The 22185-nt window shown below is 66.6% G+C and carries 20 protein-coding genes; 8 read left to right on the plus strand and 12 right to left on the minus strand.

The features are described from left to right. Positions 1-2 precede the first annotated feature (2 nt). Positions 3-860 (plus strand): LpxI family protein, encoded by an 858-nt coding sequence (locus tag ACQR1B_RS19825; RefSeq protein WP_434833295.1) that lies wholly within the window; start codon positions 3-5, stop codon positions 858-860. A 26-nt stretch (positions 861-886) separates the two neighbouring features. Beyond that, positions 887-2053 carry a lipid-A-disaccharide synthase gene (lpxB, locus tag ACQR1B_RS19830; protein WP_434833294.1) on the plus strand — a complete coding sequence of 389 codons (1167 nt, stop codon included), beginning with the start codon at positions 887-889 and terminating at the stop codon, positions 2051-2053. Between the two features lie 312 nt (positions 2054-2365). Here the strand turns inward: lpxB and gltA are convergent, their stop codons facing one another. Both gltA and gltX read right to left on the minus strand, forming a co-directional pair. Further along, entirely contained in the window at positions 2366-3670 is a 1305-nt protein-coding gene (gene gltA, locus ACQR1B_RS19835) for a citrate synthase (protein WP_434833293.1), read from the minus strand. A 320-nt stretch (positions 3671-3990) separates the two neighbouring features. Next, the gene (gltX, locus tag ACQR1B_RS19840) at positions 3991-5415 is read right to left on the minus strand and encodes a glutamate--tRNA ligase (RefSeq protein WP_434833292.1); all 1425 of its coding nucleotides are present in this window, start codon (positions 5413-5415) and stop codon (positions 3991-3993) included. Positions 5416-5551: 136 nt separating this feature from the next. On the opposite strand from gltX, the gene ACQR1B_RS19845 reads away from it, so the two are divergent. Further along, positions 5552-7237 carry a glutamine--tRNA ligase/YqeY domain fusion protein gene (locus ACQR1B_RS19845; RefSeq protein ID WP_434833291.1) on the plus strand — a complete coding sequence of 562 codons (1686 nt, stop codon included), beginning with the start codon at positions 5552-5554 and terminating at the stop codon, positions 7235-7237. Between the two features lie 30 nt (positions 7238-7267). On the opposite strand, the gene ACQR1B_RS19850 is transcribed toward ACQR1B_RS19845, so the two are convergent. Further along, positions 7268-7480 carry a hypothetical protein gene (locus ACQR1B_RS19850; RefSeq protein WP_434833290.1) on the minus strand — a complete coding sequence of 71 codons (213 nt, stop codon included), beginning with the start codon at positions 7478-7480 and terminating at the stop codon, positions 7268-7270. Positions 7481-7619: 139 nt separating this feature from the next. Here ACQR1B_RS19850 and ACQR1B_RS19855 point away from each other — a divergent pair, with 139 nt between their 5' ends. Further along, the gene (locus tag ACQR1B_RS19855) at positions 7620-9911 is read left to right on the plus strand and encodes a ComEC/Rec2 family competence protein (RefSeq protein ID WP_434833289.1); all 2292 of its coding nucleotides are present in this window, start codon (positions 7620-7622) and stop codon (positions 9909-9911) included. 109 nt (positions 9912-10020) lie between these two features. On the opposite strand, the gene ACQR1B_RS19860 is transcribed toward ACQR1B_RS19855, so the two are convergent. The 4 genes from ACQR1B_RS19860 to ACQR1B_RS19875 all read right to left on the minus strand — a co-directional run bounded on the left by ACQR1B_RS19860 (position 10021) and on the right by ACQR1B_RS19875 (position 14023). Further along, positions 10021-10461 carry a hypothetical protein gene (locus ACQR1B_RS19860; protein ID WP_434833288.1) on the minus strand — a complete coding sequence of 147 codons (441 nt, stop codon included), beginning with the start codon at positions 10459-10461 and terminating at the stop codon, positions 10021-10023. 302 nt (positions 10462-10763) lie between these two features. Beyond that, positions 10764-11462 (minus strand): transcriptional repressor LexA, encoded by a 699-nt coding sequence (lexA, locus tag ACQR1B_RS19865; protein WP_434833287.1) that lies wholly within the window; start codon positions 11460-11462, stop codon positions 10764-10766. A 207-nt stretch (positions 11463-11669) separates the two neighbouring features. After that, the gene (locus tag ACQR1B_RS19870) at positions 11670-12881 is read right to left on the minus strand and encodes a molybdopterin molybdotransferase MoeA (protein ID WP_434833286.1); all 1212 of its coding nucleotides are present in this window, start codon (positions 12879-12881) and stop codon (positions 11670-11672) included. Positions 12882-13069: 188 nt separating this feature from the next. Continuing rightward, a complete protein-coding gene (locus ACQR1B_RS19875; protein WP_434833285.1) occupies positions 13070-14023 on the minus strand; it encodes a LysR family transcriptional regulator in 954 nt (317 codons plus the stop codon). A gap of 83 nt (positions 14024-14106) precedes the next feature. Between ACQR1B_RS19875 and ACQR1B_RS19880 the strand changes: the two genes are divergently transcribed. Together ACQR1B_RS19880 and ACQR1B_RS19885 are read left to right on the plus strand one after the other, a co-directional pair. Continuing rightward, positions 14107-15039 (plus strand): MBL fold metallo-hydrolase, encoded by a 933-nt coding sequence (locus tag ACQR1B_RS19880; protein ID WP_434833284.1) that lies wholly within the window; start codon positions 14107-14109, stop codon positions 15037-15039. A 12-nt stretch (positions 15040-15051) separates the two neighbouring features. Further along, a complete protein-coding gene (locus tag ACQR1B_RS19885; protein ID WP_434833283.1) occupies positions 15052-16047 on the plus strand; it encodes an alpha/beta hydrolase in 996 nt (331 codons plus the stop codon). A gap of 118 nt (positions 16048-16165) precedes the next feature. On the opposite strand, the gene ACQR1B_RS19890 is transcribed toward ACQR1B_RS19885, so the two are convergent. Together ACQR1B_RS19890 and ACQR1B_RS19895 are read right to left on the minus strand one after the other, a co-directional pair. Beyond that, on the minus strand, positions 16166-16885 hold the full coding sequence (locus ACQR1B_RS19890; RefSeq protein WP_434833282.1) for a glutathione S-transferase family protein: 720 nt from the start codon (positions 16883-16885) through the stop codon (positions 16166-16168). Positions 16886-16928: 43 nt separating this feature from the next. Next, positions 16929-17189, minus strand: coding sequence for a hypothetical protein (locus ACQR1B_RS19895; protein ID WP_434833281.1), 261 nt, complete (start codon positions 17187-17189; stop codon positions 16929-16931). Positions 17190-17343: 154 nt separating this feature from the next. Between ACQR1B_RS19895 and ACQR1B_RS19900 the strand changes: the two genes are divergently transcribed. Further along, a complete protein-coding gene (locus tag ACQR1B_RS19900; protein ID WP_434833280.1) occupies positions 17344-18255 on the plus strand; it encodes a LysR substrate-binding domain-containing protein in 912 nt (303 codons plus the stop codon). Positions 18256-18463: 208 nt separating this feature from the next. Further along, entirely contained in the window at positions 18464-18781 is a 318-nt protein-coding gene (locus tag ACQR1B_RS19905) for a hypothetical protein (protein ID WP_434833279.1), read from the plus strand. A gap of 35 nt (positions 18782-18816) precedes the next feature. Here ACQR1B_RS19905 and ACQR1B_RS19910 read toward each other — a convergent pair whose 3' ends face one another. The 3 genes from ACQR1B_RS19910 to ACQR1B_RS19920 form a co-directional block, all read right to left on the minus strand. Next, on the minus strand, positions 18817-19560 hold the full coding sequence (locus ACQR1B_RS19910) for an SDR family NAD(P)-dependent oxidoreductase (protein WP_434833278.1): 744 nt from the start codon (positions 19558-19560) through the stop codon (positions 18817-18819). A 280-nt stretch (positions 19561-19840) separates the two neighbouring features. Then, positions 19841-21373: an amidophosphoribosyltransferase gene (purF, locus tag ACQR1B_RS19915; RefSeq protein ID WP_434833277.1), complete on the minus strand. Its 1533-nt coding sequence runs from the start codon at positions 21371-21373 to the stop codon at positions 19841-19843. A gap of 22 nt (positions 21374-21395) precedes the next feature. Continuing rightward, positions 21396-22019, minus strand: a complete 624-nt coding sequence (locus ACQR1B_RS19920) for a CvpA family protein (RefSeq protein ID WP_434833276.1) — start codon at positions 22017-22019, stop codon at positions 21396-21398. Positions 22020-22185: the final 166 nt, after the last annotated feature.

The raw sequence follows: 22185 nt of genomic DNA on the forward strand, positions 1-22185 counted from the left end.
CCATGGCTGCGCAGGCCGCCGCGACCGACCCGCCGATCGGCTTGATCGCCGCGGGCGGAGTGCTGCCGTTCGCGGTCGCCGACGCGATCGTCGCGCGCGGCCGGACGCCGGTGCTGTTTGCGCTGAAGGGCATCTGCGATCCGAAGCCGCTGGCGCGCTTCCGTCATCACTGGATCGGCCTCGGCCAGCTCGGCAATGCCTTGCAGCTGCTGAAGGCCGAGGGCTGTCATGACCTGATGTTCATCGGCAATCTCGTGCGCCCCGCAGTGTCGGAGATCCGCTTCGACTGGGGCACCCTGCGCGAGCTGCCCTACATCTGGTCGGCGTTTCGCGGCGGCGACGATCATTTGCTGTCGGGCATCGGGCGCATCTTCGAGCGCCACGGCTACCACATGATCGGCGTCAAGGATGTCGCACCCAATCTGCTCGTTCCGGAAGGACGGCTGACCCGCAGCGGCCCGAACGATCTGGTGAGCGGCGACATCGCCAAGGGCCTTGCCGTGCTGCGCGCCATGGCGCCGTTCGATGTCGGGCAGGCGGTGGTCGTGATCGACGGCCACGTCGTGGCGCTCGAGGATATCGAGGGCACGGACGGGCTGCTGGCCCGCGTGGCGCGCCTGCGCGCCGATCGCCGCATCCGCTCGGCCGCCGGGCATGGCGTCCTGGTGAAGGCACCGAAGGCCGGCCAGGACCTGCGCTACGATCTGCCGACCATCGGCCCGCGCACCGTCGAGGGTCTCGCCGGCGCCGGCCTCGCCGGCATCGCGGTCGCCGCGGCCTATACGCTGCTGGCCGATCCGCAGGAGACGGTGTCGGCGGCCGATCGCGCCGGCGTGTTCATCACCGGTGTCACTGCGTGACGGCGCGGCCGCCGGCCGACCCGGCTATGCGCAGGATCTGCCTGGTTGCGACCGAAGAGTCCGGTGATCGTCTCGGCGCCAGCCTGATGAAGGTGCTGCGCCAGCGCCTCGGCGACGGCGTCGAATTCTCCGGCGTCGGCGGCCGCGGCATGACGCGCGAGGGGCTCACCTCGCTGTTTCCGATCGAGGAGCTCTCGCTCGTCGGCTTCACCGGCGTACTCAAACAACTGCCCAAGATCCTGCGGCTGATCCGCGGCACCGTCGATGCGATCGTCGCGGCGCAGCCCGACGTGCTCGTCATCATCGACAGCCCCGATTTCACCCAGCGCGTGGCGAAGCGCGTTCATGCCCGTGATGGCGCAATCCCGATCGTCAACTACGTCGCGCCGACGGTGTGGGCCTGGCGTCCGGGCCGGGCGCGCACGATGCGCGGCTATGTCGATCACGTGCTTGGCCTGCTGCCGTTCGAGCCGGAGGCGTTTCGCAGGCTGGGCGGGCCGCCCTGTACCTATGTCGGCCATCCCCTGATCGAACAGCTCGCGAGCCTTCGCCCCGCTGCGGCGGAGCAGGCGCGCCGCGATGCCGAGCCGCCGGTGCTGCTGGTGCTGCCCGGCAGCCGCCGCAGCGAGGTCGCGCGGCACATGGCGGTGTTCGGCGAGACGCTGGCGCGCCTGCGCGCGCAGGGCGTGGCGTTCGAAGCGGTGCTGCCGACGACGCCGCATCTCGAAGCCACCGTCAGGGCAGGTGTTGCCGATTGGCCCGTTGCGCCTGCGATCGTCATGAGCGAGGCCGACAAGCGCGCCGCCTTCAGGACCGCGCGCGCCGCGCTCGCCAAGTCCGGCACCGTGACGCTCGAACTCGCACTGTCAGGCGTGCCGATGGTCACGGCCTATCGCGTCGGCGCGGTCGAAGCCTTCATCCTCCGACGCCTCGTCAACGTGCAGTCGGTCATCCTCGCCAATCTCGTGATCGGCGACAACGTCATCCCGGAATTCCTGCAGGAAGCCTGCACTGTCGACAACCTCGCGCCCGTGCTCGTCGACCTCCTGAGCAACGGCCCGATCCGCGCCCGCCAAGTCGACGCCTTCAATCGCCTCGATACGATCATGGCGACCGGCGCGGCCTCACCGAGCGTGCGCGCCGCCGACATCGTGCTGGCGACGATGCGCGGCGGACGGCAGGGAACATCCTGATTAGTTTGCGTCGGCTGTAGGGTGGACCAAGGCGCGCCCATGCTGTCTCCCGATGCGAGATCGTGGTGGCCCCGTGCCCACCGTCTCGCGCCGCAGCGCGTAGCCCGATGGTGGGCACGCTGCCGCCTGCGGCGGCCGCTTTGCCCACCCTACGGCTGCTCCTCACTTGTTACTTCTTACTTCGATCCAAACACCGGCTGGCCACTGCAGCCGCTCGCGAGGCAAGCCTCGCGCAGTCGCATCCAACCGCAAACAAACAGGCCCGTCCAGCGTGCTGGACGGGCCTGTGATGATTGATCCGGGGTGCTCGGATCAGCCGCGCTTGTCCATGTCGACATAGTCGCGGGTCGCGACGCCGGTGTAGAGCTGGCGGGGACGGCCGATCTTCTGCTGCGGGTCCTCGATCATCTCGCTCCACTGGCTGATCCAGCCGACGGTGCGGGCGACGGCGAACAGAACGGTGAACATCGAGACCGGGAAGCCCATCGCCTTCAGCGTGATGCCCGAATAGAAGTCGACGTTCGGATAGAGCTTGCGGTCGATGAAGTACTGATCGCTGAGCGCGATCTTCTCCAGCTCCAGCGCGACCTTGAGCATGTGATCGTCCGCGTGGCCGGTCTCCTTCAGCACCGCGTGACACATCTTCTGCATGATCTTGGCGCGCGGGTCGTAGTTCTTGTAGACGCGATGGCCGAAGCCCATCAGGCGCACGTCGCTGTTCTTGTCCTTCACCTTGGCGATGAAGTCCGGAATCTTGTCGACGGTGCCGATCTGGGCCAGCATGTTCAGCGCGGCCTCGTTGGCGCCGCCATGCGCCGGGCCCCACAGGCAGGCGATGCCGGCGGCGATGCAGGCGAACGGGTTGGCGCCCGAGGAGCCCGCGATGCGCACCGTCGAGGTCGAGGCGTTCTGCTCGTGGTCGGCATGCAGGATGAAGATCTTGTCCAGCGCGTCGGCGAGCACCGGGTTCGGCTTGTACTCCTCGCACGGCACCGCGAAGCACATGTGCAGGAAGTTCTCGGCGAAGGAGAGCGAGTTCTTCGGATACACGAACGGCTGGCCGATGGTGTATTTGTAGGCCATCGCCGCCAGGGTCGGAATCTTGGCGATCATCCGCATCGACGCGATCATGCGCTGCTTCGGATCGTTGATGTCGGTGGAGTCGTGGTAGAACGCGGCGAGCGCGCCGACCGAGGCCACCATGACCGCCATCGGATGGGCGTCGCGGCGGAAGCCCTGGAAGAACCGGGCCATCTGCTCGTGCACCATCGTGTGATGGGTCACGCGATAGTCGAAATCCTGCTTCTGCGCCTTGGTGGGGAGCTCGCCGTACAGCAGGAGATAGCAGGTCTCCAGGAAGTCGCCCTTCTCGGCGAGCTGTTCGATCGGGTAGCCGCGGTATTCCAGGACGCCGGCGTCGCCGTCGATATAGGTGATCTTGGACTGGCAGCTGCCGGTGGAGGTGAAGCCGGGGTCATAGGTGAACATCCCGGCCTGGGCGTAGAGCTTGCCGATGTCGATGACGTCGGGGCCCACGGTGCCGCTCAGAATCGGAAGATCGAAATTCTTGTTGCCGACGGTGAGGGTCGCGGTCTTGCTTGCGGAGTTTGCGTCCATCGTTTGTCCCCGATGCGATCGTTAGGCTTGGCCCTTGTTCTTTGTGAGAGATGGCAGGGCGGGTGGACCTTATCCAGTCCGGTGGCTTTGACATTCGCGTCAATGATGTTCGCACCGAGTGTCGCCGCGAAGACCTTAAGCGAAGGTCAAATCCGAAACCGTACTGGAATCTTATACTTACCTACGAGTGTCCGTCGGCTCTCACAGCCGTCGACGGGGTCGCCGCGACGCGTCATGAGTGTCAGAGCCGGACACCGGTCGGTGCCGCACAGATGCGTATCGTATTGCCCTGTGCGCTGCAAGATGGGGGCGATGAGACCTTATGAGGTGGCCTGGTCCTGAAGACGGCCCAGGGATTCGTCGCGCCCCAGAATTGCCAAAACGTCGAAAATACCGGGCGACGTGGTCCGCCCCGTCAGCGCCGCGCGCAGCGGCTGGGCCACCGCGCCCAGCTTGAGATTGTTGGCCTCCGCAAACGCACGTAGTGCGGCCTCCGTGGCCGGTCCGCTCCACGGTTCGACCGCCGCCAGCGCTCCGTGCAGCCGCCCGATCAGCGCGCGGCTGTCCGGCGTCAGCAGGGCTGCGGCCTTGGCGTCGACGGCCAGCGGCCGCTCGGCGAAGATGAAGGCGGCGCCGTCGATCAGCTCCAGCAGCGTCTTGGCGCGCTCCTTCAGGCTTGGCATCGCCTGGGTGAGCTGCGCGCGGGTGGCGTCGTTGAGCTTGGCCTTCAGGGCCGCCCCGTTCGGCACGTAGTTCAGCACGTCCTCGAACTGGCGTACCAGCGCTGCATCGTCGGCGTGGCGGATATAGTGGCCGTTGAGGTTTTCCAGCTTGGCGAAGTCGAAGCGCGCCGCCGAGCGGCCGATCGCCGGCAGGTCGAACGCCGCGATCATCTCCTCGGTCGAGAAGATTTCCTGGTCGCCATGGCTCCAGCCGAGCCGCACCAGGTAATTGCGCAGCGCCGACGGCAGGTAGCCCATGGCGCGGTAGGCATCGACGCCGAGCGCGCCATGGCGCTTCGACAGCTTCGAGCCGTCGGGCCCGTGAATCAACGGGATGTGCGACATCGACGGTACCGTCCAGCCGAGCGCGTCGTAGATCTGCTTCTGGCGCGCGGCGTTGATCAGATGGTCGTCGCCGCGGATGACGTGGGTGACGCCCATGTCGTGGTCGTCGACCACCACGGCCAGCATGTAGGTCGGATTGCCGTCGCCTCGCAGCAGAACGAGATCGTCGAGGTTCTCGTTCTGCCAGACCACGCGGCCCTGCACCTGGTCCTCGATCACGGTCTCGCCGGTCAGCGGCGCGCGCAGCCGGATCGTCGGCTTGACGTCATCCGGCGCCTCCTTCGGATCGCGGTCGCGCCACAGGCCGTCATAGAGCCGGGTGCGGCCCTCCGCGCGCGCCTTCTCGCGCATGGCGGTCAATTCTTCCGCCGTGGCATAGCAGCGATAGGCCATGCCGCTGGCGAGCAGCTGCTCGGCGACCTCGCGATGGCGCGCGGCGCGGCTGTATTGGTAGATGACGTCGCCGTCCCAATCGAGCTCGAGCCATTTCAGCCCGTCGAGGATGGCCGTGATCGCCGCATCGGTCGAGCGCTCGCGGTCGGTGTCCTCGATTCTGAGCAGCATCTTGCCGCCGCGGCCGCGCGCATACAGCCAGTTGAACAGGGCCGTCCGGGCGCCTCCGATGTGGAGGAAACCGGTCGGGGAGGGGGCAAAGCGCGTGACGATCGGGGAGGTCATGGGCGGCAGCACGAAATCCAGGCAGGGGCTCAAGAGGGCGGGGGGTGTATAGCAGGCCTATCGCATAACTAAAGCCTTCCTTGGGGGAAGCGGATTTGGCAGATAGGCTTCCAGATTCCGGAGCAGGACATTCTTGATGACCACGACAGACAATGCGGCGACGGCAGAGGCAGGGCGCGACTTCATCCGCGACATCGTCCAGGCCGATCTCGACAGCGGCAAACACAAGGCGGTCGTCACCCGGTTCCCGCCGGAGCCGAACGGCTACCTGCATATCGGCCATGCCAAGTCGATCGGTCTCAATTTCGGCATCGCCAAGGAGTTCGGCGGCCGCTGCAATCTGCGTTTCGACGACACCAATCCGACCAAGGAAGAGCAGGAATACATCGACTCCATCCAGGCCGACGTGCGCTGGCTCGGCTACGACTGGGGCGACAACCTGTTCTTTGCCTCGGATTATTTCGAGCGGCTCTACGATTGGGCGGAAGGCCTGATCAAGGCCGGGCTTGCCTATGTCGACGACCAGACGCAGGAGGAGATCCGCGCATCGCGCGGCACGCTTACCGAGCCCGGCAGGAACAGCCCGTTCCGCGACCGCTCGGTGGAGGAAAATCTCGCCCTGTTCCGGCGCATGAAGGCCGGCGAATTTCCGAACGGCGCGCGCGTGCTGCGCGCCAGAATCGACATGGCCGCCGGCAACATCAACCTGCGCGACCCCGTGCTGTACCGGATCCTGCACGCCCATCACCCGCGCACCGGCGACACCTGGAAGATCTATCCGAGCTATGATTACGCTCACGGCCAGTCGGATGCGATCGAGGGCGTGACGCATTCGATCTGCACCTTGGAATTCGAGGATCACCGGCCGCTCTACGACTGGTTCCTCGACAAGCTGCCGGTGCCGTCGCATCCGCACCAGTACGAATTCGCGCGTCTCAATCTGACCTACACGCTGCTGTCGAAGCGCGTGCTGACGCGTCTCGTCCAGGACGGCCACGTCTCCGGCTGGAACGATCCGCGCATGCCGACCGTCGCGGGATTGAAGCGGCGTGGCGTGCCGCCGGCGGCGGTGCGCGAATTCATCAAGCGCATCGGCATTGCGAAAGCCAACAGCATCGTCGACGTCGGCATGCTCGAATTCTGCATTCGCGAGGAGCTGAACCGCACGGCACAGCGCCGCATGGCGGTGCTGCGTCCCTTGAAGGTCGTGATCGAGAACTATCCGGAAGGCCAGATCGAGGAGCTCGAGGCGATCAACCATCCCGACGATCCCACAGCCGGCACGCGCAGGATCGCCTTCGGCCGCGAGCTCTACATCGAGCAGGACGACTTCATGGAGAACCCGCCGAAGAAGTTCTTCCGCCTGTCGCCCGGCACCGAGGTGCGGCTGCGCTACGCCTATTTCATCAAGTGCCGCGAGGTCATCAAGAACGAGGCTGGCGAGATCGTCGAGCTGCGCTGTACCTATGATCCGGCGACCAAGGGCGGCAACGCGCCCGACGGCCGCAAGGTCAAGGCCACGATGCACTGGCTGTCGGCCGCGCAGTCGCTGAAAGCCGAGATCCGTATCTACAATCAGCTGTTCGCCAATCCGAGCCCGAACGCGGCCGACTTCACCGCCGACCTCAATCCGAACTCGCTGGAGGTGCTGACCGATGCGCGCATCGAGCCGGCGATCGCGGCGAGCAATTCGATTGAGCCGATGCAGTTCGAGCGCCAGGGCTATTTCGTCCGCGATCCGGACTCGACGCCGGACAAGCTCGTGTTCAACCGCACCATCGGCCTTCGCGACACCTTCGCGAAGGAAGTCGCAAAGGGCTGAGGCGAGCGGAGACGGCGGGACGCGTGCAGATCAGTCGATCGCGTCCTGCCCGGCGTCGGTCAGTGTCGGCACGCCGTCACTGACGTCGACGAGTCCGCGCTCGGCGAGCAGCGAGAGGTCCTCTTCGGCAACGGGGGATAGCGCAAGCCGCCGGGCCTTGATGTCCCGGAGCGCCCAGCGCAGATGAATCGCCTTCTCGAGCGCGAGATCGGCGAAAGGATTGCGATTGTCGTAGGTGTCCATGACTCGCTAACCCGCAGCGCCGCCCGGGGTTCCAGTGCACCGTGCGACGCATTGTGGTGATTCCCGTTTCGTTCCGCTAGGCGTGCTCGCGCCCGGTCCGGTAGCCTCATCCTCCTGTCGGTTGCGGGTGGTGTGGGCAATGGCGGAGCCGGTCAGGCCGCCAGGATGGCGTCGCGGGATCGTGGGCGTGATGGCCGATGTCTGGCCGCCGCGCGGCGCGCTGGCCGGCGGCTGGCCCGCGATCGGCGCCGGCGCGTGGTCGTCCTTCGCGGCCCGGCTGCAAGGCTGGGCGCGGGAGGAGGCGGGCGCCGGGCGGCTGCTCCCCTGGGTGCCCGTTGCGTTCGGTGCCGGCATCGCGCTGTACTTCGCGGCCGACCACGAGCCCGTGCTGTGGGTGAGCGCCGCCTTGGCGCTCGTGCTGGGGGCGGTGGCCGTGCTGATGCGGCGGCATGCGCTGTTTCCGGTCGTCGTGATGATCGCCGCCGCCGCGTCCGGCTTTGCGGTGGCGACGGTGAAGACGGCGCGCGTGGCGCATCCGGTGCTGGCGCGGCCGCTGTATTCGGTGGCGCTGTCCGGCTTCGTCGAGGCGCGTGACATCCGCGAGCGCAGCGACCGCATCGTGCTGCGCGTGTCATCGATGGAGAGCCAGCGCAGCAGCGTGAGCCTGGCGCGCGTGCGGCTTGCGGTGCGCAAGGGCACGGCGCCCGACGTCGGCAGCTTCGTGCAGATGAAGGCGCGGCTGCTGCCGCCGCTGGCGCCGGTGCGTCCCGGCTCCTACGATTTTGCCCGCGACATGTTCTTCCAGGGCATCGGCGCCTCCGGCTTCGTGATGGGGTCGATCGCCACCGTGACGCCGCCGCAGCAGGGCGGCTTCGGCCTGCGCTATGCGGCGGTCATGCAGGGCCTGCGCGACACGATCGATGCGCGCATCCGCGCCCGGCTCGACGGCGACGAGCGCGCCATCGCCACCGCGCTTCTGACCGGGCGGCGCGACGCCATCACGCCCGATGTCAACGACGCGATGTTCGTCTCCGGCCTCGGCCACGTGCTGTCGATCTCCGGCTATCACATGGCGGTCGTCGCCGGCGTCGTGTTCTTCGCCGTGCGTGCGCTGCTCGCGCTGATTCCCGGCCTCACCGTGAGCCACCCGATCAAGAAATGGGCGGCCGCCGCGGCGCTGGCTGCGGCGGCGTTCTATCTCCTGCTGTCGGGCGCCGAGGTCGCGACGCAGCGATCGTTCTTCATGACCGCGGTGGTGCTGATCGCCGTCATGGTCGATCGCCGCGCCGTCACGTTCCGCACGCTCGCGGTGGCCGCGATGATCGTGCTGGTCGCCGCTCCCGAAGCGCTGGTGCATCCGAGCTTCCAGATGTCGTTCGCAGCGACGCTCGGCCTCGTCGCGCTGGTGCAGTTCGGCCTGCCGAGACTGTTCGCGACGCCGGACAGTTCGACCGCGCAGCGCATGGCGCTGTGGGGCGGCCGGGAGCTTGCGATGCTGCTGCTGGCCTCGCTGATCGCGGGGCTGGCGACGACGCCCTATGCCGCGTTCCATTTCCACCGCGTCACGCCCTATGGCGTGCTGGCCAATCTTGCCGCCATGCCGGTGGTCTCGGTGCTGGTGATGCCCGCCGGCCTGCTGGGGCTGCTCGCGGCGCCGTTCGGCCTCGACGGGCCCTGGTGGACGCTGATGGGGCTCGGCATCGACTGGATGATCGCGGTGACGCGCTGGGTGGCGGCGCTGCCCGGCGCCGTCGGCCGCATCCCGGCGTTCGGCATCGGCCCGCTGATCCTGGCCAGTCTCGGGCTGATCCTGATTGGCCTGCTGCGCACGCCGCTGCGCTGGTCGGGCGCCGTCGTGCTGACCGCGGCGACGCTTTGGGCGGCCGCGACGCCGCGGCCGGACATCCTGATTTCCGGCGATGGACGCGGCGTGGCGGTGCGCGGCGGCGATGGACGGCTGCACGTGATGCGCACCGGCAAGGACGTGTTCGTTACCAGGGAATGGCTCGCCGCCGACGCAGACGCACGGCTGCCGGCCGACGCGTCGCTCGGGGACGGCGTGTCGTGCGACGAGGCCGGCTGCGTGGTGGCGATGTCAGACGGCCGCTTCGTCGCGATGGCGCTGCGCGCCGATGCGCTGGGCGATGATTGCGTCCGCGCGGCGCTGGTCGTGGCCGCGCGCGCCGCGCCGCCGTCCTGCGCCGCTGCGGTGATCGATCGCCGGCGCCTGCAGCAGCAGGGCGCGCTGATGCTGACGCGCCAGGGCCACGGCTTCGCGGTCGCGCCGGTGCGTGCGGCGAGCACCGACCGGCCATGGTGGCCGGCGCCTCAGGATGCCGGCGAGTTCGAAGCGACGCTCACGCCGCGCGCGGCACCGCCGCGCAGCCAGGACGCAACGCCGCCGGAGACGGAGCAGGGCGAGGAGGATTAATCGGTTCGAATTTCAGCCCCCGCGCGGGCGGCTCCCGGTTTCGGCAAGAGCCGGCCGCGAGTCGCTTGCGTCGTTTGCGCGATCCGAAGCGTGTGGTCCGATCAGCGCGTCAGGTGATGCTGATGCGGCGGATCGGTGATGTCCCTGTGGTCTGAACCTCGTCCGCGATGTCCGGGCGGCGGTCGGCCGGCTGCTTGGTGACCGGCAATTGCAGCACGGTGACGCGCTGGCCTTCGCAGAGCTGCGTCACCAGCACGTGGCGGCCGTCGGCGAACTCGATCGCGTCATGATGGCGATCCGGGATGTGCTTCTCGATCGTGTTGAACTTGGCGACGCGCTCGCGGATGGTCCGGGTCCACAGCCAGCGGCTGTCGTAGCGGACGTCCTCGGCAAACGCGAGCTCGGTGCCGGGCAGCATGCAGACGGCGACGGTCGGCTCGCTTTCCAGCGCGAAGCCGCGGGTCGCGGTGCCGCGGAACGTCGTCGATATCAGCGTCTCGCCGACTTTGGCAGGGCGGGACGCAACGGCATGGAGGCTGTAGTCACACATCGGATCGCTCCTCGCTGAGAGATAGCCGACCCACGCTCCCCCCGGACAGGCGCAGGCCTCTATCAGAGTGGACATCAGGAGCGATGTTAGCGCGCGCTTCGCGGCAATTCTGCGCTGATCTGCATGGCGTGTGCCCGCGCGCGATCACAAGCGTTTGAGCGTTCGGCGCTGCACATCGGGCTACACCTCATGAGGTGCATTCGCGTGACTTGATTTTGTGCGGCGGGCGAGACGTGCATACGCTCGCGCCGCCGCGCTGGCTTTGAATTGCCTTCGGACGTGCGCCGCCTGCGCGGCCGCGATCAGTACTTGCGATACAGGCCGATCAGCTTGCCCTGGATCTTGACCCGGTTGGGCGGCAGGATCCGGACCTCATAGGCGGTGTTGGCCGGCTCCAGCGCGATCGACGCGCCGCGGCGGCGGAAGCGCTTCAACGTCGCCTCCTCATCGTCGATCAGCGCCACGACGATGTCGCCGGTATCGGCGGTCTCGTTGCGCTGGATCAGCGCCATGTCGCCGTCGAGAATGCCGGCATCGACCATCGAATCGCCGCGCACCTCGAGCGCATAGTGATCGCCATTGCCGAGCATGTCGGCCGGCACGCTGATGGTGTGGCTGCGCGTCTGCAGCGCCTCGATCGGCGTACCCGCGGCGATGCGGCCCATCACTGGCACCGCGACCGGGCGTTCGCCGTCGTCGAGCGCAGGTGTCGAGGTGCGCACCTTGCCGAGATTGCCTTCGATCACCGACGGCGTGAAGCCGCGGCGGTTGCTCGCAGCCTGCGACAGCTCGGGCAGCTTGATCACCTCGATGGCGCGGGCGCGATTCGGCAGCCGGCGGATGAAGCCGCGTTCCTCCAGCGCCGTGATCAGGCGATGGATGCCGGACTTCGAGCGCAGATCGAGCGCGTCCTTCATCTCGTCGAAGGACGGCGGCACCCCGGCTTCCTTGAGCCGTTCATTGATGAACCGCAGAAGTTCGTACTGTTTGCGCGTCAGCATCTCGACTTGGTCCCCGGTTGATGTCGTCCGACTCCGTGAGCTCTGAAATCCCGGAGCGCGTGAGCGTCGGACGGACTATTCGTGTCGCCCGCAACATACTAAAAACAAATCATGAACGGACACTATCTGTTCGATGTGTGTTCCGCAATCCTTAAAATATGATAAATGGGGCCGGGCTTTGCCGGGGGGAGCCGGCTCGCGCGGCGGTCACTCGGGCAGGCGGAGAATCTCGCACGGGCTGCCGGCCGGCGCCTTCGGCGCGAAGGCCGGACGGATCACCAGCGCCTGCGATAGCGCGAGATTCCCGAGCAGCGACGAATCCTGCTGCGTCACCGGCGTTGCGATCAACGTGCCGTCGGCGCGTTCCTCGAGCTGTGCCCGCAGATAGTCCTCGCGCGAATCGTTCGCTCCGAGCTCGCGGCCGAGCAGGGCGGTCTCGCGCGGCATCCGCGCCTCGTCGCGACCGAGCAGGCGCCGAATCAGCGGCACCAGGAACAGGATCGCGCAGACATAGGACGACACCGGGTTGCCGGGCAGGCCGATCACCCTCATGCCGCCGAGCCGGCCGTGCATCATCGGCTTGCCCGGCCGCATCGCGATCTTCCAGAACGCCATCTCGGTGCCCTCGACTTCCAGCGCCTGCTTGACCAGGTCGTGATCGCCGACCGACGCTCCGCCGGTGGTGACCAGGATGTCGGCGTCGGCCTCGCGCGCGCGGCGGATGCCGGAGACGGTGGCATCGAGCGTATCGGCGGCAATGCCGAGATCGATGGCGGCGGCGCCTTCGCCGCGCACGAGCGCGCGCAAGGCGTAGCCGTTGGAATAGACGATCTGGCCCGGACCGGGCGTCGAACCCGGCATCACCAACTCGTCGCCGGTGGCGAGCAGCGCCACCTTCGGCCGCCGCCGCACCGGCAGGGCCGGATGGTTCATGCTCGCGGCCAGCGACAGGTCGCGGTCGCTGAGCCGGCGCCCGGTCTTGAGCAGCACCATGCCTTCGTGGAAGTCGACACCGGCGGGGCGGATGTGCCGGCCCTTGATCGCCGGCTCGGTGATGACGACGTGGTTGCCGTCGGCAACCGTGTTCTCCTGAATGATGACCGTATCGGCGCCCGCGGGCACGACGCCGCCGGTGAAGATGCGCGCCGCCTCGCCGGGGCCGATGGCGCGATCGAACGGCCGCCCCGCCGCGACCTCGCCGATCACCGTCAGCCGCGCCTGCGCCGTGCCGGCATCGGCCGCGCGGACTGCATAGCCGTCCATTGCCGACATCGCCTCGGGCGGCTGCGTCCGCAGCGCCGCGAGGTCACGCGCCAGCACCCGGTGAAACGCCTCGTCCAGCCCGACCTGCTCCTCGGCCAGCGGCTCGGCGCCGGCGAGCACCGCGGACAACGCATCGGACACCGGCATCAAGGCCATCAGAGTTCCTTCGGACGGAGGCGGGGGACGACTCGAAAGAGTCGCGTTCTAACCGAAGGTTCAACTCGGGGCCAAGAGGTTAGGATCCAGGACGTTAAGGCTCGCGCGTTCGAGCGTGTGCCGGCATGGGTGGAGACGCATGATTCCTGCCCTCCCTGCGATGCCGTCGGCCGGCAGCATCGGCAAGGCTATCCGGCAGCGATGCGGCAGGCGGCGCGCTCGGTCGTGTGCAGGATCTGCGCGACCGTGTTTCTGAGCCAGACCGAGGCCGCATCACGATCCAGCTGCAGCGGCCAGACCATCGACACCGCCGGCAGCCGCAGCTTCAACGGCGGAGGGCAGAGCGCCAGCTCGAAGCGCGGCCCGTACAGCCTCGCCATCCGGGTCGGGATCGTCGTGATCACGGGCGAGGCGGCCACGGTCGCCAGCACGCTCAGGAATTCCGAAGAGGCTGACACCACGTTGAGCTCGGTCTCGATCTCGTCCAGCGCCGCCTCCAGGCAGCCCTGCAGGCTGTTCGTCAGCGTCACCAGCGCGTGCGGGAGCGACAGGTAGTCGGCCAGACTGATCGGCATCTTCAGCGCGATGTGCTTGGGATTGTAGACGCAGCTCAGCGCCTGCTCGAACAGGAGCTGGGATCTGTGCCGCTGGACGACCGCCTCGAAGCAGCCGACCGCGAGATCCAGCGCCCCCTCGTCGAGCAGCCGGTGCGCCTCGTTGCGCTCCGTCGGACGGCTGATGAGCCGCAAGCCGGGCGCCGAGCGACGCAGCACCGCCGTGAGTTCGGGGATCAGCAGCAGCTCCACCTCGCTGGAAAATCCCAAGCGGACGGTGCGCTGCTCCGTTGCCGGATCGAACGCCGGGGTCGCGTGCAACGCGGCCTGCATCTGTCCCAGCGCGGCACGAACCGGGCCGGCGAGCCACGCGGCGCGCGGCGTCGGCTGCATCACGGTGCCGACGCGGACGAACAACTCGTCCTGCAGCAGCACGCGAAGCGTCGACAGCGAATGGCTCATCGCCGGCTGTCCCACCTTGAGGCGCGCAGCTGCGCGCGTGACGCTGCGTTCCTGCATCAGCGCGTCGAACGCGACCAGCAGATTGAGGTCGAAGGAACGAAGATCGAAGTGGTCGATGGACTGCATGAGCTGGATCGATTTGAGGAATGTAAGACCTAGTCCTAGATCTCGCTCGAGACAAGGTCATCGTCGGATCGAGGCAGCCAACCATGCAAGACAGCACGACCTATCGCGTCGGGGACGCCACCGTCACCAGGATCTTCGAGATCGGCCTCGATGCCGTCGAAGGCGCGTTTCTGTTTCCCGGCATCGACCCCGACAGCATCGCCCGGGAACGCAGCACGATCGGGCCGGGATCGGTCGATCCGCGAACGGGGGCGTTGCGCCTGAGCATCCATAGCTGGCTGGTGCGGACGCCGGAGCGCGTGGTCCTGATCGACACGGCGACGGGAAACGACAAGGAGCGGCCGGGTGCAGCGGTGCTGCACCGTTTGAACGAGCCGTTTCTCGACCGGCTGCGGGCGGAAGGCGTCGGCCCCGCCGATGTCGACCTCGTCCTGATGACGCATCTGCACGCCGATCACGTCGGCTGGAATACGCGCCTCGCCAATGGCCGCTGGGTGCCGGCGTTTCCGAACGCTCTCCATCTCTTCTCCGGCCGCGAGCACGCTTATCTGGCGGCGCTGTCGGCCGGCGACGGCTCGGATGCCGCGATCAGGAATGCGGCGAGGCTCGGCCCGATGCTGCATCCGCCGCTGCCGGGGGTCTACGAAGACAGCGTCCGGCCGATCGTCGAGGCAGGCCTCGCGCGGCAGGTCGTGGTGGACGGCTCGGAGGTCGCCGACGGCTTCCGCTTCCTGCCGAGCCCCGGTCACAGCATCGATCATGCCTGCATCAGCTTCACCTCGCGCGGCGAGCGCGCGCTGTTCTGGGGCGACGTGATGCATCATCCGCTGCAGGTCGCGCGTCCGGACTGGAACTCGGTCTACTGCGAATTTCCCGAAGCGGCGCCGACGTCGCGCCGATGGGCGATGAACCACGCCGCCGAGACCGGCTCCCTCGTGTTCACCACCCACTTTGCCGAATCCTCGGCCGGCCGGATCAGTCGCGACGGCGACCGGTTCGCATGGCACTTCGTTTGAGCTGACATCATCATGACCATGACCAACACCGCCTCGTCTTCACCGCGCGTCGTGTCCGAGAGCCGGCTGATCGCCGGCCCGGAGCCCGATGTGCAGATTCACCTCATCAACAAGCGCCTCGCGGATCTGCCGGGCTTCTCGGCCGAGCGCACGCTCGTGATGATGCACGGCGCGACCTTCTCGTCAGCGAGCCTGTTCGACGTGGCCGTGGCCGGCGCGTCCTTCATGGACGTGCTGGCCCGAGCCGGCTACGACGTCTGGGCCGTCGACGCGCGCGGCTATGGCGGCTCCAGCCGGCCGCCGGAGATGGCGCGGGCGCCGGAGCAGGGCGCGCCGGTGGTGACGGCGCGCACCGCGCTCCAGGATTTTGCCGCCGCCGTCGACTTCATCTGCCGGTCCCGCGACATCGTCGGCGTCAACGTGCTCGGCATGTCCTGGGGCGCCACCATCGCCGGCGCCTTCGCGAGCGCAGCCGACGCGAAGGTCGAGAAGCTGATCCTGGTCACGCCGCTCTGGCTGTCCAAGGAGCCGCTGCGCATCGATGCCGGCGGGCCGCTCGGCGCCTACCGGATCGTCATCCCGCGCGCCTTCGAAGCCGTGTGGCGTGGCGCGGCCCCGGAGCATGCGCGCCGCCAACTGATCCCGGACGGCTGGTTCGAGAGCTGGGAGCAGGCGACGCTCGCAACCGACCAAGGCTCGCCGCACGCCGGCGCAATCCGTGCACCGTCCGGCGCGGTGCAGGACGTGCGCGTCCATTGGACCGCCGACCAGCCGGTCTATGATCCCGGCACGATCGGCTGTCCGGTTCTGGTGCTGTCGGCGGAGTGGGACGCCGACGTCCGGTTCGACATGGCCCACGACCTGTTCGCGCGGCTGGTGCGCGCGCCGTACAAGCGCCTGGTCGAGATCGGGCAGGCGACCCACATGGTTCTCATGGAACGCAATCGGCGGCAGGCCTTCGATGCGGTGATCGGATTTCTCGACGAGCGCGTTACTGCGGCGAGCTGATGGTGCCCTGGAGAGATGGTCAGTGGCCATGAGCCGCCCACCGTGCCGCGGACAAGATCGTCGCGATTCCGGCCAGCGCGCACCATCTTCATATGCGCGCTGGCCAGACCACCAGAAATTATAGTTTCACGCCGACGCTCGCCAGGAAGCTTTCCATCCGGTTGTCAACCTCAGCCTTCGTCTCCGCCCACGCTGGGAACGACTGGAGAAGATTGTCGTGCCAAGCGATGAGGTTTGAGTATTCCTTGAACGGAAACTTCGCACGATCCGCCTGGGAGAAGGGCGCCGCAATATCAATGTCGGCAAAGGTCAATGCATTGCCAACCATGAACTTGCGGCCTGCAAGATGCTGGTCGAGTACCTTCGCTGCGGCGCGAATCTTGCTCTCGGCAGACTCGATCAGGGACTCGTCCTTCGGTGCTCCCATGACCGTCTTGCCGACGCGCTCATCGAAAATGGTGGTGGCAAAGGTGCGCCATTGTTCGCCCGACCAGAACATCCACTGAAGGACCTGGAAGCGCTCCTCCTGGGTGATACCGATCAGCGGCGAATTTACTTTGTTGGCGAGATACAGATTGATCGCTGAAGATTCCCAGAGAATGGTGTCTCCATCCTCCAGAACCGGAGTCAGACCGTGGGGATTGAGACGTGATTTGAACTCGTCGGTTTGGCTCTCGCCTTTGAAGAGGTCAACGTTAACGCGTTCGAGTTCGATGCCCATGATCTTCGCAGCCGTGTTCACGCGACGCAGGCTGCCCGACCCCGCATCACCATAGATCTTGATTGCCATAACTTTTGCTTTCGGTTCCGGGCCCGTGAGCGGGCGGCCGAACGCCATTTCTCATATTCGCTTGGCGAATGACATTAACGCCTGTAGAATGCTATCTATTCCTTATAGGAATGATTGAAGATTGCTTGCGTAGCGAGGCCTCATCATCCAGCTCGATCGACATTCCATCCGGATAAAGAGCGAGATAGCCGGCGATGTCGCCAACCGCTTCGAAGGGTGTCTCGTAGGTCCACACGCTGTTCAGCCCGGACTCTCCAAGGACATCTCGAACAGGCGGATGCGTTGCTTCCGCAAGCGCAAGAGCGCCCCTCGTTTCTGCGATGTGAAGCGTTCCTCTTCTGACGACAATCATCGATGACCATCCGCCGACGGTGATGGGATGATTTGCGTCGGGAGTCGATATGTTGCGGTCGACTATGAAGGTGTCCTTTCGCCCGCAGATCTACGTCATCTAAACAAGCAGGTAAGATCGGAAAGGGCTATGCCTCTAGTCCGGAATAAAAGTGATGGATAAACTCGACGCGATGCGGATGTTCGTGCGCGTCGTCGAAAGCGGAAGCTTTTCGCAGGCGGCGCGTGACCTAAACGTCAGCCAACCGACGGTCAGCAAACAGCTCGCGGCGCTTGAAGCGCGGCTCGGGACATGCCTCCTCGCGAGAAATTCCCGTGCTCTTGCCGTGACACCCGCAGGACAGGACTATTACGAGGCCACCGTCCGTATTCTTCAGGATCTCGACTTCGTCGAAGAGAGACTCCTCGAGGGGCAGTCGGCCCCTTCGGGGCTGGTCCGCGTGACCCTCTCGCCAGCCTTCGGGAGGATGTTCGTGATCCCTCGGCTATCGGATTTTCGGAATCGTTTCCCCGACGTCGCGATCGAGATGGAAGTCTCCGGGAGGCACGTCGACCTCATCGAGGAGGGAATGGACGTCGCAATCCGTATCGGTCGGCTGTCCGATTCAGCACTCGTCGCACGGCGCATCGGCGACATGCGGATGATAACCTTGGCCTCCGCCGGCTATCTTGCCCAACACGGCACGCCGCAAACGTTAGACGAGCTGCGCACTCACCAGCGTATCAGCTACGTCTACCAGGGTGATATCATTGGGTGGGGTTTCCACGTAGACGGCCGACAGGTCACGGTCGACGGTGGGGGAGCGTTCCGCACGAACGACGCCGAGCATGTCCGCGGCGCGGTCCTCGCGGGCCTCGGCATCGCCCACCATGCGAGTTGGTTGTTCACGGATGTGCTGGCCTCCGGCGAGGTTGTACGAATTCTTGACCAGCATGCGCCGCCGCCCTTTCCGATCAACGCAGTGACCGCTGCCGGACGGCGCATGCCCTCCCGGGTGCGGCAGTTCATCGACTTTCTCGCTGCGATTTGCGCCGAGGAACCGGAATTAGAGGTAGGCGGCGGCTAAAGCGTCAGGCGGATCCCAGCAATGCGAGTGGTGCAACCGGGCCGGCTTGATACCGCCGAGCCAGGCGTCCGCCGCCCCGGCGAAATTACCCTTCGCTTTTTCGGAAACATCCGCTGAGTTGATTTGGTCCCGTGCTCGACAGGAGGAGCGCGTCGCGATCGTCACGGAACGTGGAGCGCGGGATGCGATGGCCGCAGGATGCTGCAGCGTGTCGGATGGCACCCGGACAACGGCAGCCTGCGGACGTGAAGTCGCGTGGTCCCATCACGGCGCAGAGTCCTGCACGAACCATAGCGGCGGTTGCGCGACATCGGGCACGACACCCGCGTCGGATACGGCGCAGTTCGGGGCTACGTACAACTATCTGCCGGTGAACGACATGCCCCGCGACGATCCGTGCCCGGTGCTGTCGCCGGAGCAGCAGGAGAAGCTGCGCAAGGAACTGGCCGCCGCTCGCGATCGCCAGATACCTGCTTCGGCGAAGGCCGCCACGGACAAACCTGCGGCCAAGCCCGCCGCGAAATAGATTCGAACCGTGCGACCGGCCACCGCGGCAAAGGTCTAGGCCGGCGGCTGAAAACTCTTCAGCGTGCGGTTCTTGTAGTCGTAGAATTTGCCGGTCTCGGTCCAGGACGGCAGGCACATCTGTACGATGGAGTCCGCGACCTGCTCGGGAGTCTCCAAGGTCATCGGGTCCTCGCCGGGAAACACCGTGGCGCGCATGCGGGTGCGGATCGGTCCCGGGCTGAACAGGTTGACGCGGAGCGGCGTACGCTCGGTCTCGTGGGCCCAGACCCGCGCCAAGGTCTCCAGCGCCGCCTTGGTCGCGGCATAGGGCCCGAGATAGGCCTGCGCCTTGTGGGCGGCACCGGACGTGACGAACACCGCGCGGCCGGCGTCGGAGACCTTCAGCAGTGGCTCCATGCAGCGGATGAGCTGGAAGTTGGCAGTCAGGTTGACCGCGACGACGTCGTTCCACGGCTTGAGGTCGATGTGTCCGAGCGGCGAGGACGGGCCGGGCACGGCGGCATTGCCGACGAGGATGTCGAGCTTGCCATGGCGCTCGTGCAGCGCCGCGCCGAGCCGGGCGATGCCGTCGCTGTCGGTCATGCTGAGCGGCACCAGCGTGGCGCCGTTGCCGGTGTCTTTCCGGATCTCGTCGTCCAGCTCTTCCAGCCCGCCTTGCGTGCGCGCGACGGCGACGACATGCGCGCCAGCGCGGGCCAACGCCCGTGCGGTCGCATGGCCGATGCCGCGCGAGGCGCCGGTGACGAGGGCGATACGATTGGCGAGGGGAAGGGTCATCACAACATCTCTCAGGCGTCGTCCCGGCCTTGAGCCGGGATCCATCACTCCGCGGCGGTTATGAGGGAGTTGGCTGCCTGTGGCTAGTCCTGCCGGCCAACCCACGGCCGGTGGCTACGATCCCGGCGTTCGCCGGGACGCCTCTCAATACGCGTGTCATTCCGGGTCGAGGCCGCAGGCCTCGACCCCGGAATCTCGGAGTGGGACTGACATCAACAAGCCGGGGATTCCGGGTTCGATGCTGCGCATCGCCCCGGAATGACGTCGCGGGGAGAGAGCCTCAGCTCGCCTCGGCCAGCAGCGACAGCTGGTGCTGGGTCGGCTCCACCATCGCCTGGTCGGTGAGGTGGGTCGGATAGCTGCCGGTGAAGCAATGGTCGGCGTATTTCGGCGCCGCCGGGTCGCGCGCCGGCTCGCCCATCGCACGGTACATGCCGTCGATCGACAGGAACGCCAGCGAGTCGGCGCCGATCAGCTCGCGCATCTCCTCGAGCGAATGTGTTGCCGCGAGCAGGCCGCCACGGTCCGGCAGGTCGATGCCGTAGTAATCTGGGTAGAGGATCGGCGGCGACGCGAGGCGGAAATGTACCTCGGTCGCGCCGGCGTCGCGCATCATGCGCACGATCTTGCGCGAGGTGGTGCCGCGCACCAGCGAATCGTCGATCAGGATGATGCGCTTGCCTTCGATCGCGGCGCGATTGGCGGAGTGCTTCATGCGCACGCCGGACTCGCGGATCGCCTGGGTCGGCTGGATGAAGGTGCGGCCGACATAGTGATTGCGGATGATGCCGAGCTCGAACGGCACGCCGGAATGTTGGCTGTAGCCGATCGCTGCCGGTACGCCGGAATCCGGCACCGGAACGACGACGTCGACGTCAGGATGGCTCTCGCGCGCGAGCTGGGCGCCGAACGCCTTGCGCACCTCGTAGACCGAGCGGCCGCCGACCACGGAATCGGGGCGGGCGAAGTAGATGTATTCGAACACGCAAGGCCGCGCCGGCTTCGGCGGGAACGGCTTGTGGCTGTGCATGCCGGTGTCGTCGAAGATCACGACCTCGCCCGGCTCGATGTCGCGGATATAGCGGGCGCCGATCATGTCGAGCGCGCAGGTCTCGGACGCCAGGATCGGGCAGCCTTCGAGCTCGCCATAGACCAGCGGGCGGATGCCCAGTGGATCGCGGGCGCCGATCAGCTTCTTGTTGGTCATGCAGACCAGCGAATAGGCGCCTTCGATCGCACGCAGCGCTTCGATGAAGCGGTCGATGAAGTTGGTGCGGCGGGAATGCGCGACCAGATGCAGGATCACCTCGGTGTCGGTGGTCGACTGCATGATGGCGCCGGCGCGCACCAGTTCGCGACGCAGCGTGAGACCGTTGGTGAGGTTGCCGTTATGGCCGACCGCGAAGCCGCCGGCGCCGAGCTCGGCGAACAGTGGCTGCACATTGCGAAGGATGGTCGCACCGGTCGTCGCGTAGCGGACGTGGCCGATCGCGGCGTTGCCGGGCAGGCGTTCGATCACTTCGCGCCGGGAGAAGGTGTCGCCGACCAGGCCGAGGCGGCGTTCGCTGTGGAAGCGCGCGCCGTCATAGGAGACGATGCCGGCGGCCTCCTGGCCGCGATGCTGGAGCGCGTGGAGGCCGAGCGCGGTGATCGCGGCGGCATCATTGTGCCCATAAATGCCGAACACGCCGCACTCTTCGCGCAGCGTGTCTCCATCGAGGTCGGGGTCTCTGGTGTAGGCTTGAGGTCCGAAGTCCAGATCCGCGTGGGAGTCCGTATGGGCTTCGCCGGAAGAATCGTGGTGCTGGTCCATCGCGCCTCTCTTCTGGGCTGGCTTACTTGGCCGCGGGTTTCTCGATCAGCTTCTTCAAGCTGTCGCGGGCAGGCTTGCTGTACCCATCGCCGCCAGCGGGCGGCTCGGAATCAGTCTGTTCGTCGTCGGGCTTGTTCTTCTTGAATTTCTTTAAAATGGTGTTCTCGGGATCATCAGGCAAGAGCGACATCAGCCAATCCCCGGTTCCCTGCAGGACCACACGGGATTTTGCACCGGTGACCCAGTCCGGGCGCTGTTTGTCGGGCACCAGCCAGCTGAAGAACAGGAAGGCGACCACGACGATCAGCAGGCCGCGGCCCAGTCCGAACAGGAATCCGAGGGTGCGATCCAGCGCGCCGATGCGCGAATCGAGGATCATGTCGGAAATCTTGACCGTGATCACCGAGACGATCAGCAGGGTGCCCACGAAAGTACCGGCGACGACGACGACGCTGGCGACGGTATCGTTGTTGAAATAGGTCTTCGCGGTCGGCAGCAGCTTCGAGAATGAATAAAGCGTGACCAGCGCCGCCGCGCCCCAGGCGGCGATCGACAGGATCTCGCGCATGAAGCCGCGGACCATCGCAAGCAGCCCCGACACCAGCATGACACCGAGCAGGATGAGATCGAGGATCGTTATCGGCATCGGCTGCTCAGGTCCGGTTGTCAGGTCCAAGGTTCGCTTCAAGGTTCACTTCGAATTGACGGAGGACCGCCCCTCCTGGTGGAGGCGAGCAGGGTTCCCCGGCAAATCCGGATGCGGCACGATCTCGCGTGGGCGCCCGGTTGCGGCGTTGTATAGCGGCGAGTCA

The sequence above is a fragment of the Bradyrhizobium oligotrophicum genome (assembly GCF_051168495.1).
GTDB classification, from domain to species: Bacteria; Pseudomonadota; Alphaproteobacteria; order Rhizobiales; family Xanthobacteraceae; genus Bradyrhizobium; species Bradyrhizobium oligotrophicum_A.